The organism is Sphingomonas anseongensis, from assembly GCF_023516495.1.
Taxonomy (GTDB): Bacteria; Pseudomonadota; Alphaproteobacteria; order Sphingomonadales; family Sphingomonadaceae; genus Sphingomicrobium; species Sphingomicrobium anseongensis.
The window spans coordinates 1,561,460-1,573,595 of sequence record NZ_JAMGBC010000001.1 but is presented as its reverse complement, the minus strand read 5'-3'; the positions used below and the strand labels follow the sequence as shown (position 1 = coordinate 1,573,595).

Here is a 12,136-nt window from a genome sequence, read left to right as displayed (position 1 = left end):
ATACGCAATGTGTCGGCTCCGTTCGCCGTTAGACAGGAAGGTATACGAATGGCTGCCAAGGCTTTGAGCTTCGACGTCGGTGATTATGTTGTTTACCCCAAGCACGGTGTCGGCCGCGTCGTAGAACTGCAGAGCACGGAAATCGCCGGGACCCGCCTCGACCTCTACGTTCTTCGCTTCGAGAAAGAGAAGATGACGCTGAGGGTGCCGGTCAACAAGGCGGACTCTGTCGGGATGCGCAAGCTGTCGTCCGACAAGACGATGAAGGACGCTCTCGACACGCTGAAGGGCAAGCCGAAGGTAAAGCGCACCATGTGGTCGCGCCGCGCGCAGGAATATGAAGCGAAGATCAACTCGGGCGACCTGACGTCGATCGCCGAAGTGGTCCGCGACCTCTTCCGCCCGGACGACGCTCCCGAGCAGAGCTATTCGGAGCGGCAGATTTTCGAGGCCGCTTCCTCGCGCCTGGCGCGGGAGCTCGGCGCGATGGAGCAGACCGACGAGAAGTCGGCGCTTGCCCAGATCCTCGACATCCTGAACAAGGCGGCGGTGATCCACCACAAGCCCAAGGAGGAAGTCGCGTAAGCGCTTCTCTCAACGAATTTGCAAAGGGCGCCCCTCACCGGGCGCCCTTTTCTTTTGCGCTTGCGCTTCACGATCCGAGTGCTGTATTGTGTATCTAATACAGTTCAGGAGACGCAAGATGCGCAAGACAGTGCTGATCGGGATTGCGGTGGCGGCGTTGGCCGCAGCGGGTTGCGGGCAGAGCCGCGCCGAGGATGGCGGGCCGATGACGAAGCGCAGCTATCAGGTCGGAGGCTTCGAGCGAATCCAAGTTGCGGGCCCGTTCGACGTCCAAGTGCGGACCGGCTCGGCACCCTCGGTTTCGGCAAGCGGTCCGTCGAAGCTTCTCGACCGGCTGGTGGTCGAGGTCAAAGGCGATCGCCTGGTCATCCACACGAAGGAGCATCACGGCCTGTTCAACTGGGGCTCGCACAGCAACGGCAGCGCGACGCTCCAGGTCACGGTGCCGGCGCTTAGCGGCGCCGACATTGCGGGATCGGGCGGGATCAGCGTCGACAAGGTCAAGGGCGACAACTTCAACGGAGCTGTCGCCGGATCGGGCGATCTCACCATCGACTCGCTAGACGTCCAATCGCTCAAGCTTGCGATCGGCGGCTCGGGCGACATCCGGGCGCAGTCGGGACAGGCGGCGCAGGCCGACTACAGTATCGCGGGATCGGGCGGGATCGACGCTCGCGGCATCAGGGCCGCAGTGGCGAAGGCGTCGATTGCCGGCTCGGGAAGCATCTCCGGCCAGGCGACAGCCAGCGCGGACGTCAACATCATGGGATCGGGCGACGTGACCCTGACGGGCGGCGCCAAGTGCACCGTTTCGAAGATGGGCTCGGGCAACGTCAACTGCTCTTAAAGGGGTCTTAACCATGAGGCGCGAAAAGCGGAGGCCATGAGCCTTCGCTTTCTCGTCTCGCTTCTTGTCCTGCTCGGCGTCGCTTCGGCGGCATCCGCGGCGGAGCGCCGCTATACTGTCACGGACTTCACCCGGGTGCGGGTGGACGGCGGCTATGGCGTCAAAGTGACCACGGGAGTGTCGCCGTTCGCAACTGCGAGCGGCACGCCCGCAGCACTCGACGCGGTTTCGGTCGAGGTGCAGGGCCAGACCCTGATCGTCCGGCAAAACCGTTCGGCGTGGGGCGGCTTTCCAGGGCAGCGTCCGGGACCGGTCGAGATCAACGTCGGAACGCACGACATCACCGCCGCCTGGCTGAACGGCGCGGGAAGCGTCGCGGTGGACAAGGTCCGCGGATTGTCGTTCCAGCTGTCGGTGCAGGGCTCCGGGTCGGGCTCCGTCGCCAACCTCAGCGTGGACAAGCTCGAAGCCGACCTCAGCGGAAGCGGCTCGATCAGGCTGGGAGGAAGCGCGAAGAACGTTCACGCGAGCGTTCGCGGGCCCGGCTTGTTCGACGCTGCGAACCTGTCGGCGAAGGACGTGAACGTCAGCGCCGAAGGGGATTCGGTCCTCAAGATCACCGCGACGGAAACAGCCAAGGTGTTCGCCACCGGCACAGCCAGCGTGGAGCTTGCGGGCAAGCCCGCCTGCACGGTGGATTCGAACGGGGCGGCGACCGTCAGTGGCTGCCGCTAGGCTCCTAGTTCAGCGAAGCGGTCGCTTCGACTCCCGACAGGAAGTTCCAGAGTGCTCCGGCGAGCTCTTCGCCGGCGGCGACCGCCTCCGCCTTTTGGTCCTCGGGAAGGCGATCGAGAAGCTCGCGGCAGACCGAGCTGTGCTCGACGTCAGCGGTCGCGTGGACGCGGAAGAAGCGAAGCGTGTCCTCGTCGGCGATCCCGTAACGGTCGACCAGGCCCTCGATTTTCGCCGTCGCAACCCCGGGGAATTGCGATTCATACGCGTAGAGGGCGCCGAGACCCGCGGCGTAGGACTGGTGAGACAGCCGGCGGAAGGTGTCGATTAGCGCCTGGGTCTCGCCGTTGAGCTTCTGCAAGCGGACCGACTGCTCATCCTCCCCGAGCCCGCAAGCGAACATCAGCCAAAGGGTCGCATGATCCTGCTTGCCGGCCTCGATTCCCTCCTCTTCGGCCAGGTTCTCGGCGAGCATCCGGCGGCCGTCGCGGTCAGGGCAGGCGCTGTGAACGGCGCTGACTGCGCGCGGGAAAGCCTCGACGTGGTGGAAATACTGGCGGGCGTAGGCGCGCAGCGTGTCAAGGCTCAGCCGGCCCTCAGTCCACGCCTGGTAGAAAGGGTGGCTCAGCATTGCGCGGTCGGCGACCTTCGTATCGATTGCCTGGGAAACACGAACGTCGGTCATGGAGCGCCTCCTGCTATTTTGCACCGCAATAGGGCCGTCCAAATGTGTCGACAAGCGGATGCTGGACGCGACGGGCGAAGCAACCGATCCGCAGCATCTTCGTTGAGTAGTGAACGAAGAACAACGGGAGTGAAGCCATGTATATCGGTATCGGCGGACTTATCCTTCTGATCATCCTTCTGGTCGTCCTGCTTTAACCTGAACGGCAGACCTAGACCAAAGCCAGCGCGGCCAATCGGCCGTAAAGCCGGGGCGGCAGGCCGGTAAGGCCGGATCCGTCGTCCCCGGCCGTTGGCTCATTTTCTTCAGACAAATAGCGCCAGCCCTGGTGAGCGCGCCGGTGAGCCGGCGTGACGGGCACGAACTCGGCCGAGCAGACGATGTCGATTCGCCCATCGGTCCGGTCCTCGAGCCGGAGGATTTCATTGCCTCCGACCAGCCGGTGCTTGACGATCCAGTAAAGGTTGCCGCCGACCAGCTCGTCCGCACGCCGCGGGCGCATCCTGGTCGCCACCCGAAGCTCCCCGCCCGACGAGCGCGCGGCGATGCGCGCGGCGAGCGATTGGGCGTCTCGGCACCCGAAGGCGACCTTGGTCAGATGGAGATTCGGCACGCCGTTGAAGTGGCGATCCAGGCCAGGTTTCGCAACCGCTTAGTGGACGATCCCGCTCGCCGTGGCGAGGCCGAGAACGGCCAGGTAACCCATTGAATCGGTGATCATCGTCAGGAAGATGCTGCTCGCCACGGCGGGGTCGGCGCCCATCCGCTCGAGTGTCAGCGGGACCAGCACTCCGGCCATCCCGGCGGTGACGATATTGGTCATCATCGCCGCGCCGATCACCAAGCCGAGCGACGGGCTGCTCAGAACAAGGCTGACCCCGATTCCGAGCAGCAGTGCGATGGTGACTCCGTTGAGCAGCGCGACCCTGATTTCGCGCCCGACGGCTCGCCAGCGGTTGGAGCTGGTCAGCTGGTTGGTTGCAAAGGCTCGCACCGTCACGGCAAGAGTCTGCGTGCCGGCATTGCCGCCGACCCCGGCGACGATCGGCCCGAGCGCGGCGAGGATGGCCAGCTTCTCGATGGAGCCGGTGAACTGGCGGATGATTGTCGCGGCGACCAGCGCGGTGACGAGGTTCGCGGCGAGCCAGCGGACCCGCGAGCGGTAGCTCTCGCCCACCGGCTCGTTGATGTCGCCTTCGCCGACGCCCGAGAGGAGCAGCGCGTCCTCGCTCGCTTCCTCCTGAATGATGTGGACGATGTCGTCGACGGTGATCATTCCGACCAGCCGCCCGGCGCCGTCGACCACCGCCGCCGACACCAAAGCATATTTCTGGAAGCGAAGAGCGACGTCCTCCTGGTCCATGTCGACGGGGATCAGCGTCTGCTCGCGCATCATGATGTCGACCACCGGCGTCGATCTCGGGGTTCGAAGGACTGTCGACAGCTTGCAGGTGCCGACCGGATGGTGGCTCGCGGCGACGACGAAGATTTCCCAGAAGTCGGTGGGAAGCTCGTCGGTCGAGCGAAGATAATCGATGACCCGGCCGACCTTCCAATGCTCGGGCACTGCGATCAGGTCGCGCTGCATCAGGCGGCCCGCGGATTCTTCCGGGTAAGCGAGCGCCTCTTCGACCGCGGCGCGGTCATCCGGCTCCATCGCCCTCAGCACCGCTCGCTGCTCGTGCTCCTCGAGATCCTCGAGGATCGCGACCGCGTCATCGGTTTCCAGGTCGCCGGCGATCCGCGCCAGCTCGTCCGGGCCGAGCGCGTCGAGCAAGGTCTCGCGGACGTGCTCGTTCATCTCGGCGAGGACGTCGGCGTCGACGATACCGGCGAGCGCCTTGACCAGCCCGTCGCGCTCGTCGCGGGCGGCGAGCTCGATCAGGTCGGCTACGTCCGCCGGATGGAGCGGGGCAACCATTTCGCGGGCGCGCTCGTCATTGCCCGCTTCGACGGCGTCGAGGACCTCATCGACGAACTCGGGGCGCAGCCGGTCTTCGTGGTCGATTGCGGAGGATGCGCCGGGGTCCAGCCCACCTGTTTCGGGGGCGGCTGCGATTTTGTCGCTTTCGGCCATTGCCCACCCCTTCCCGACGCTCGACGCCCTCCTATTGTCCGACGGACTCTGGTGCAAGCACCGTGGCGCGCCTAAAGCCGCCCGAATTCCAGAGTAACAGGAGCATAAAGATGGCGGACGACCGGCTGACCCTTTCCCTTTCCACCGGCGGAGACGTCGTCATCCGGCTCCGCCCGGACCTGGCGCCGGACCATGTCGAGCGCATAACGACGCTCGCGAACCAGGGCTTTTACGATGGCGTTCTCTTCCACCGCGTGATCCCGGGATTCATGGCGCAGGGCGGCGATCCGACGGGGACCGGAATGGGCTCTTCGGAGCTTCCCAATCTCAAGGCGGAATTCTCCCGCGAGCCGCACGTCCGCGGCACCTGCTCGATGGCCCGGGCGCAGAACCCCGACAGCGCCAACAGCCAGTTCTTCATCTGCTTCGACGACGCGCACTTCCTCGACGGCCAATATACGGTCTGGGGCGAGGTCGAGAGCGGGATGGAATATGTCGATGCGCTGCCCAAGGGCGAGCCGCCCGCAAACCCGGGCAAGATCGAGAAGGCAACGGTCACGACGAGCAATTAGGTGAAAGCGCCGGCCGCCGTCGCGGTCATTACCGGCGCATCGGCCGGTATAGGCGCCCAATTCGCCCGACAGCTGTCGATGCGTGGCCACCGCCTGGTTCTCGTCGCCCGCCGCAAGGACCGTCTCGACTCGCTGGCGGCGGAACTGGGCAATGCGCGCGCCGTCGAGATCGATCTTGGCAAGGCAGGGGCGGCGGCAAAGCTGATGCGCGACATCGAGCAGGCGGGCGAGACCGTGGATCTGCTCGTCAACAACGCCGGCTTCGGCCTCCACGGCCGCTTCGCGAAGGCCGACGCCAAGCGGCTTCGGCAGATGGTTGATCTCAATTGCGGAACGCTGACCGATCTTTGCCGGGCCGTCCTTCCGGCGATGGTCGAGCGCCGATCCGGTGCGATTCTGAATGTTGCGTCGACGGCGGCCTTCCAGCCAGGCCCTGGCATGGCCGTCTATTTCGCGACCAAGGCTTATGTGCTGTCGCTTTCGGAAGCGCTCCACGAAGAGGTGCGGCGCGCGGGTGTGAAAGTCGTCGCCTTGTGTCCCGGCCCGACGAAGACGGAGTTCGGCGAAGTGGCCGGCTTCAAGGGCAATGGCGCGTTCGATCGGTGGGCGATGGACGCGCCAAGCGTCGTCCGGGCGGCGCTCCACGCCCTCGACCGGAACAAGGCGGTGGTCGTGCCCGGAGCGCTCAACAAGGTCGGCGCTTTCTCGACGCGGCTCGCTCCGCGGGCGTTGCTTCGGAAGATCACCGCGGCGATCAAGTTTTGACTCGGGGCTTTTAACCGGAGACGACGGTACCAAATTGAACTCGACAGGACGCCCGCCGTTTCGTTGCACAGGGGCCGAGCGGGCCAAGAGGAGAGCCAATGGCGGACACTGAAGTGGCGGAACGGCCGAAGGTCAGGCGCGTCCAGGTAGCCAGTCTGCCGCCGGGCGACAGCGGCCGCGGAATCGCGCGGCTCCCCGCAAAGCTCATGGAAGACCTCGGCCTCAACGAGGGGGATACCATCGAAATTACCGGCAAGCGGGCGACCGCCGCCCGTGCGATCCGCCCGTTCGGCGAGGACGAAGGGCTGGAGATCGTTCGCCTCGACGGCCTGTCGCGCGCCAATGCAGGTGTAGGGTCCGGTGATTTCGTGGAAATCCGCAAGGCCAAATCCAAGCCAGCAACCAAGGTCGTCTTCGCTCCGGCGCAGGACAATGTCCGGCTGCAGGGATCGGCGGGAGCGTTGAAGCGCACTTTCGCCGGGCGGCCGCTTTGCGAAGGCGATACGGTGGCGACGGCGGGCCACCAGCGGGTCAATGCCGACATTCCCGATGCGGTCCGGCAGATGCTCAACGCACCGGCATTCGCTCTACAGGAAGTACGGCTCGTCGTCGTCTCAGCCACGCCTAAAGGCATCGTCCATATCGACGCCAAGACCGACGTCGAGCTGCTCCCCGAATTCCTCGGCGGCGAGGCCGGCGACCGCCGCGCGGACGTCACCTATGACGACCTAGGCGGAATGCACGGGACCATCGATGCTCTCCGCGAGATGGTTGAGCTTCCACTCCGCCACCCGGAGCTGTTCCAGAGGCTCGGTGTCGATCCTCCAAAGGGCGTTCTCCTCCATGGCCCGCCCGGCACCGGCAAGACCCGCCTCGCGCGGGCAGTCGCCAATGAAAGCAGCGCGCAATTCTTCAGCATCGCCGGCCCCGAGATCATGGGGTCCGCCTATGGCGAGAGCGAGCGCAAGCTTCGCGAACTGTTCGAGCAGGCCGCGGCCTCGGCGCCCTCGATCATCTTCATCGACGAGATCGATTCGATCGCGCCGAAGCGCGGTCAGGTGACCGGTGAAGCCGAAAAGCGGCTGGTCGCGCAGCTTCTCAGCCTGATGGACGGCATCGAGCCGCGGCAGAACCTGGTCGTGATCGCCGCGACAAACAGGCCGGAGGCGCTCGACGAAGCGCTTCGCCGGCCGGGCCGTTTCGACCGCGAGATCGTCGTCGGGGTTCCCGACGAGCAGGGCCGCTGCGAGGTCCTCGAGATCCACACCCGCGGAATGCCGCTCGCGCCCGACGTCGACATCAAGGATCTCGCGCGCCGGACCTACGGTTTCGTCGGCGCCGACCTTGCGGCGCTAACTCGCGAGGCGGCGATGGAGGCTGTCCGCCGGATCATGCCGCGGATCAATCCGGACGAAGACACCATCCCGCCGGAAGTGCTCGACGCTTTGTCGGTCCAGCGCGCCGACTTCGAAAATGCGCTCAAGCGGGTGCAGCCCTCCGCGATGCGCGAGGTCATGGTCGAAGCGCCGCAGATCCGCTGGTCGGACATCGGCGGGCTGGACGCTGCGATGGAGAAGCTTCGCGAGGGGATCGAACTTCCGCTGAAGCATCCCGAGGCCTTCCGCCGAATCGGAATCCGCCCGGCGCGGGGCTTCCTGCTCTACGGAGCGCCCGGAACGGGCAAGACCTTGCTCGCAAAGGCTGCGGCTCGCGAAAGCCATGCCAACTTCATCGCCACCAAATCGTCCGACCTTTTGAGCAAGTGGTACGGTGAGAGCGAGCAGCAGATCGCCCGCCTGTTCGCCCGGGCCCGCCAGGTCGCGCCGACGATCATCTTCATCGACGAGATCGACAGCCTGGTCCCGGCGCGGGGAGCCGGGCTTGGCGAGCCGCAGGTCACGGAACGGGTGGTCAACACCATCCTCGCGGAAATGGACGGGCTGGAAGAGCTCAATAACGTCGTCGTCATGGGCGCGACCAACCGACCGAGCCTGATCGACCCGGCGCTGTTGCGTCCGGGCCGGTTCGACGAGCTGATATACGTGGCTCCGCCCGACACCGCCGGACGGCGCAGGATCCTGGCGATCCACACGGCCGACATGCCGCTAGCCGACGATGTCGACCTGGAATCGCTGGCGCAGCGAAGCGAGCGCTTCACCGGCGCCGATCTCGAGGACCTGGTTCGAAGGGCGGGGCTGATGGCGCTCCGCCGCGGCCTCGATTCCGGCAAGGTGACCATGGCCGACTTCGAAGGCGCGCTTGAGGAAACCAGGGCTTCCGTCACACCGGAGATGCTCGAGGAATATGACCGTATCCAGGACACGCTGAAAAGCGATGCCGTTCGTCCGACCGGCATCGGCTTCGTGCTTCCCGGAATGCTCCGGCCGCGCGCCGGCAAGGAGTCCCCGCCCGCGCCCGCAGCGTCTGAAATCCAACCCCGCCCGCGGAACGAGTAACTGAACTCGGCCTGGCTTGCGCGACGCTCGAACGGGCACGCGCGCCGGCCGGAGGAACCTTGCCAACGACCGTAGCATTTGCCAACGCAGCGAGCCCATCGAATGGAGAAACACTTGCACACCTCGACCGCCAGAACATTGAAGGGCCCGCGGCGCATGGCGCGGCGGGCGGTGCGGCGGTCGACCAGCCCGCACTGGCAATTCTTTCGCGGCTTCCTGAAGCATCCGGTGATGGTCGGTTCGATCATCCCGTCGAGCAAGATCCTGATCGAGCGGATGCTGAAGCCGGTGGATTGGGAAAGCACGAAGCTGTTCGTCGAATATGGCCCGGGTGTCGGGACGTTCACCCGGTCGATCCTGGAGAAGATGGGCGAGGATTCGACTCTGATCGCGATCGACACCAACCCGGATTTCGTCAAATTCCTTCGCAATTCCATCGACGACCCGCGGTTCGTCGCGGTCACCGGCTCCGCGGCCGACGTCGAGAGCATCGTCAAGGAGCACGGCTTCGAGGCCGCCGATTACGTGCTGTCGGGGCTGCCCTTCTCGACTCTTCCCCCCGGTGTGGGAGACGCGATCGCCAAGGCGACGTCGCGGGTGATTCGCGCCGGCGGCGCCTTCCTGGTCTACCAGTTCAGCCCGAAGGTGCTCGACTTCATCAAGCCGCACTTCGACCACATCGATCGCGGATTCGAATGGATCAACGTGCCGCCCGCGACCCTCTTCTGGGCCTATACGAAAGAGGGCTGAGCACTCAGGCGCGCAGGTTGAGTCGCCTCGTCACGCTGTAATCGACGATGTTCACCATGAAGTGCGACAGCGCCCATTTGACCCGGCGCCAGATCGTCGCTCGTCGCCTGTAGAGCCGTGGCGTGATGTCCCTGCAATTTATCAGCTCGCGCTCGAAATATCCGCGCATGGCGTCGGCGAAGCCGGCATCCTTGATCCGCAACATGACCTCCATGTTGAGGTAGAAGCTGCGGTAATCGAAGTTGGAAGAGCCGATGTAGACGATGTCGTCGGCCACGACGAGCTTCGTATGCAGCTTCGCCGGGCGGTATTCGAAGATCTTCACCTTCTTGCGGAGCAGGCGGCCATAGGTGTGCCTAGCCGCTGCGATGGTCGTGTTGTTGTCGGACTTAGCGGCCATGATCAGCCGGGCCTCCCCTGTCCGTCCGACATGGCCGATACGCCGAAGCATCGCGCCTGGTGGAGCAAAATAGGCGAAGATCATGTCGAGCCGCCTGGCTCGCTTCATGTCGCGGCCGATCGCCCGCCACCAGCTGTTGCGAAGGCTCAAAGGGCCGCTGAACTTCCACTGCAGCAAGCCCCGCCACTCGCTATATTCGCCGATCAGGCGCCTTAGCGAACGAAGCGTGGAATGCTTGCGCTTGGCCCAGCGGAACAGGCCGTCGCAATAGCGGCTCGCGACTGCGGCCTCGGACCCTTCGATCCGAAGCCAGATGTCCCGCCAATGCTCAGGTCCAGTGTCGCTGAGGTAGGTCTCGTCGATATTGGCGCCGCCGATGATGGCGATTTGCTCGTCGGCGACGATGATCTTCTGGTGGTTGCGGACCAGGTAGCGCCGGCCGTAGGTCGGGTTGAATACGCAATAATCGCCTCCGCTCCTTTTCAGGACGTCGAGGAACGGGTGCGGCGCGGCGGACCCAAACGCATCGATGAGCAGCTTGACGTCGACACCCCGGCGGGCGGCGGCATCGAGCGCGCTGCGGACCGCGTCGCCCGCCTCGTCGGCGTTGAACATGTACATCAGCACGTGGAGACTGGTCTTCGCGCCCGCGATCAGGTCGAGCACCGCCTTCAAACGGCCGTGACCGCTTTCAATCACTTCCAGCCGGTTGCCGGCGACTTCGGCGCGGATCGGTGAGCGGGTGCGGTTGGGCTGGTCGGCCATTCAATGCGGGTGTGCCTGTCGCGGCGCTCGCGGGCAAGAAGCGGAATGATTGCGTTTTTCCTCGTCGCCAGCTATTGGCGCGGCCTTCCCGAAATCCCATATAGCTCTGCGGAGAAGCGATAGATGGCGCGCGTTACAGTCGAAGATTGCGTAGACAAGATCCCGAACAGGTTCGACCTCGTCCTGCTCGCGGCTCAGCGCGCGCGCCAGATTTCCGGCGGTGCCGACCTCACCATCGACCGCGACCGCGACAAAAATCCGGTCGTTGCCCTTCGCGAGATCGCCGAAGAGACCTTGAAGCCCAAGGATCTCCAGGAGGCGATCGTCACCAACCTGCAGAAGGTTCGGATCGACGAAGAAGACGAGACCGAGGAGCTGGCGTCGCTGAGCGAGGCCGCCGAGGCCCTTCGCCTCACCGCCGCGGCTCCGCCGCGCCCGACCCCGAGCGGCGGCGATTACGAATGACCACGCAGGCCATACCGGGGGCATGGCCGAGTAGTCGTTCAAGCTAAATCAACGAGAGTTCAGGCCGCCTTGTCGGCCTTGTCGTGGAGCTCGTCGCGGCTGATCCAAGTCATGTCGCCCAGCGCAAGCTCGCGGCCGTCTTCGGCAAGCACGCGGATTCGGCGAACCGGCCGCCTCGCTTTCGAGTCGGCGAGCACGATTTCCATCTCGCCATAGCCCCAGTCCTCGCCCCACTGGCGGATCGAGAGAACGACCGGAAGCAAAGCTTCGCCCTTCGTCGTAAGCGAGTAGATCACCTTCCGCCGGTCGGACGGATCGGGCGAGCGCTCGAGGATTCCGCCCGCGACCAGCTTCGCGAGCCGGTCGGACAGGATGTTGCGGGCGATTCCCAGGCCCGCCTGGAATTCCTCGAAATGCTGGAGGCCGTTGAACGCGCCGCGAAGGATGAGGAATGCCCATTTCTCGCCGATCAGCTCGACTGCGGCGGGTATGGGGCAGCGAAGCGCGGCTTCCCGGAAGGCATCGATATCCGGGCCGGACTTTGAGTCGATCACGCTCACGCTCACACACTCCCTTCCCGACTCGTCAAAAGCACGAATGGCCGCAAAATAATAGTTGCGAAATGCAACGTACATAGGATATACGTTTCGACTCGCAACCAATAAACAGGAGGACGCGATGATCCGTCCGTTGATTGCACTTGCAGCTTCCGCGTTGATCGCCGCCCCAGCCGCTGCCGCCACCTATACCGCGAAGACTTCCACACAGGCGCCGGCGAAGATCCCCGCCCGCGACATCCTGTGGACCTGCGGTTCAGGCGCCTGCACCGGATCGACCCAGAACAGCCGTCCCGCGGTCCTCTGCCAGGGCCTCGCCAAGCAGGCGGGCCGCATCGAATCCTTCGTCGTCGACGGCCGCGAGATGGCTGCCGCGGACCTCGAGCGCTGCAACGCCTCCGCTCGTGGCGACAAGAGCCAGGCACTGGCCAACGCACGCTAACCTTCGCCCAGGGCCGCGCCCCTCCTCCCCGGGCGCGG

General features: G+C 65.0%; 14 protein-coding genes. 9 read left to right on the top strand and 5 right to left on the bottom strand.

Annotated features, from left to right (window positions below):
• Window positions 1–48 precede the first annotated feature (48 nt).
• The 3 genes from LZ519_RS08095 to LZ519_RS08085 all read left to right on the top strand — a co-directional run bounded on the left by LZ519_RS08095 (window position 49) and on the right by LZ519_RS08085 (window position 2,167).
• Entirely contained in the window at window positions 49–585 is a 537-nt protein-coding gene (locus LZ519_RS08095; protein WP_249868175.1) for a CarD family transcriptional regulator, read from the top strand.
• 118 nt (window positions 586–703) lie between these two features.
• Window positions 704–1,432: a head GIN domain-containing protein gene (locus LZ519_RS08090; protein WP_249868174.1), complete on the top strand. Its 729-nt coding sequence runs from the start codon at window positions 704–706 to the stop codon at window positions 1,430–1,432.
• Between the two features lie 36 nt (window positions 1,433–1,468).
• Window positions 1,469–2,167 (top strand): GIN domain-containing protein, encoded by a 699-nt coding sequence (locus LZ519_RS08085; protein WP_249868173.1) that lies wholly within the window; start codon window positions 1,469–1,471, stop codon window positions 2,165–2,167.
• A 4-nt stretch (window positions 2,168–2,171) separates the two neighbouring features.
• On the opposite strand, the gene LZ519_RS08080 is transcribed toward LZ519_RS08085, so the two are convergent.
• The 3 genes from LZ519_RS08080 to mgtE all read right to left on the bottom strand — a co-directional run bounded on the left by LZ519_RS08080 (window position 2,172) and on the right by mgtE (window position 4,926).
• The gene (locus LZ519_RS08080; protein ID WP_249868172.1) at window positions 2,172–2,849 is read right to left on the bottom strand and encodes a CADD family putative folate metabolism protein; all 678 of its coding nucleotides are present in this window, start codon (window positions 2,847–2,849) and stop codon (window positions 2,172–2,174) included.
• Between the two features lie 211 nt (window positions 2,850–3,060).
• Window positions 3,061–3,462: a DUF1489 family protein gene (locus LZ519_RS08075; protein ID WP_249868171.1), complete on the bottom strand. Its 402-nt coding sequence runs from the start codon at window positions 3,460–3,462 to the stop codon at window positions 3,061–3,063.
• Window positions 3,463–3,501: 39 nt separating this feature from the next.
• Window positions 3,502–4,926, bottom strand: a complete 1,425-nt coding sequence (gene mgtE, locus LZ519_RS08070; protein ID WP_249868170.1) for a magnesium transporter — start codon at window positions 4,924–4,926, stop codon at window positions 3,502–3,504.
• Between the two features lie 110 nt (window positions 4,927–5,036).
• On the opposite strand from mgtE, the gene LZ519_RS08065 reads away from it, so the two are divergent.
• From LZ519_RS08065 to LZ519_RS08050, 4 genes are all read left to right on the top strand, one after another.
• The gene (locus LZ519_RS08065; RefSeq protein WP_249868169.1) at window positions 5,037–5,498 is read left to right on the top strand and encodes a peptidylprolyl isomerase; all 462 of its coding nucleotides are present in this window, start codon (window positions 5,037–5,039) and stop codon (window positions 5,496–5,498) included.
• Complete coding sequence (locus LZ519_RS08060; RefSeq protein WP_249868168.1) at window positions 5,499–6,263, top strand: SDR family NAD(P)-dependent oxidoreductase; 765 nt, start codon at window positions 5,499–5,501, stop codon at window positions 6,261–6,263.
• A gap of 98 nt (window positions 6,264–6,361) precedes the next feature.
• Entirely contained in the window at window positions 6,362–8,719 is a 2,358-nt protein-coding gene (locus LZ519_RS08055; protein WP_249868167.1) for a CDC48 family AAA ATPase, read from the top strand.
• 102 nt (window positions 8,720–8,821) lie between these two features.
• Window positions 8,822–9,469 carry a class I SAM-dependent methyltransferase gene (locus tag LZ519_RS08050; protein WP_431358095.1) on the top strand — a complete coding sequence of 216 codons (648 nt, stop codon included), beginning with the start codon at window positions 8,822–8,824 and terminating at the stop codon, window positions 9,467–9,469.
• Between the two features lie 4 nt (window positions 9,470–9,473).
• On the opposite strand, the gene LZ519_RS08045 is transcribed toward LZ519_RS08050, so the two are convergent.
• Window positions 9,474–10,634 carry a phospholipase D-like domain-containing protein gene (locus LZ519_RS08045; RefSeq protein ID WP_249868166.1) on the bottom strand — a complete coding sequence of 387 codons (1,161 nt, stop codon included), beginning with the start codon at window positions 10,632–10,634 and terminating at the stop codon, window positions 9,474–9,476.
• 123 nt (window positions 10,635–10,757) lie between these two features.
• Between LZ519_RS08045 and rpoZ the strand changes: the two genes are divergently transcribed.
• Window positions 10,758–11,099 (top strand): DNA-directed RNA polymerase subunit omega, encoded by a 342-nt coding sequence (gene rpoZ, locus LZ519_RS08040; protein ID WP_249868165.1) that lies wholly within the window; start codon window positions 10,758–10,760, stop codon window positions 11,097–11,099.
• Between the two features lie 59 nt (window positions 11,100–11,158).
• On the opposite strand, the gene LZ519_RS08035 is transcribed toward rpoZ, so the two are convergent.
• The gene (locus tag LZ519_RS08035) at window positions 11,159–11,659 is read right to left on the bottom strand and encodes a winged helix-turn-helix transcriptional regulator (RefSeq protein ID WP_348539387.1); all 501 of its coding nucleotides are present in this window, start codon (window positions 11,657–11,659) and stop codon (window positions 11,159–11,161) included.
• 118 nt (window positions 11,660–11,777) lie between these two features.
• Here LZ519_RS08035 and LZ519_RS08030 point away from each other — a divergent pair, with 118 nt between their 5' ends.
• Window positions 11,778–12,098 carry a CC_3452 family protein gene (locus tag LZ519_RS08030; RefSeq protein ID WP_249868164.1) on the top strand — a complete coding sequence of 107 codons (321 nt, stop codon included), beginning with the start codon at window positions 11,778–11,780 and terminating at the stop codon, window positions 12,096–12,098.
• Window positions 12,099–12,136: the final 38 nt, after the last annotated feature.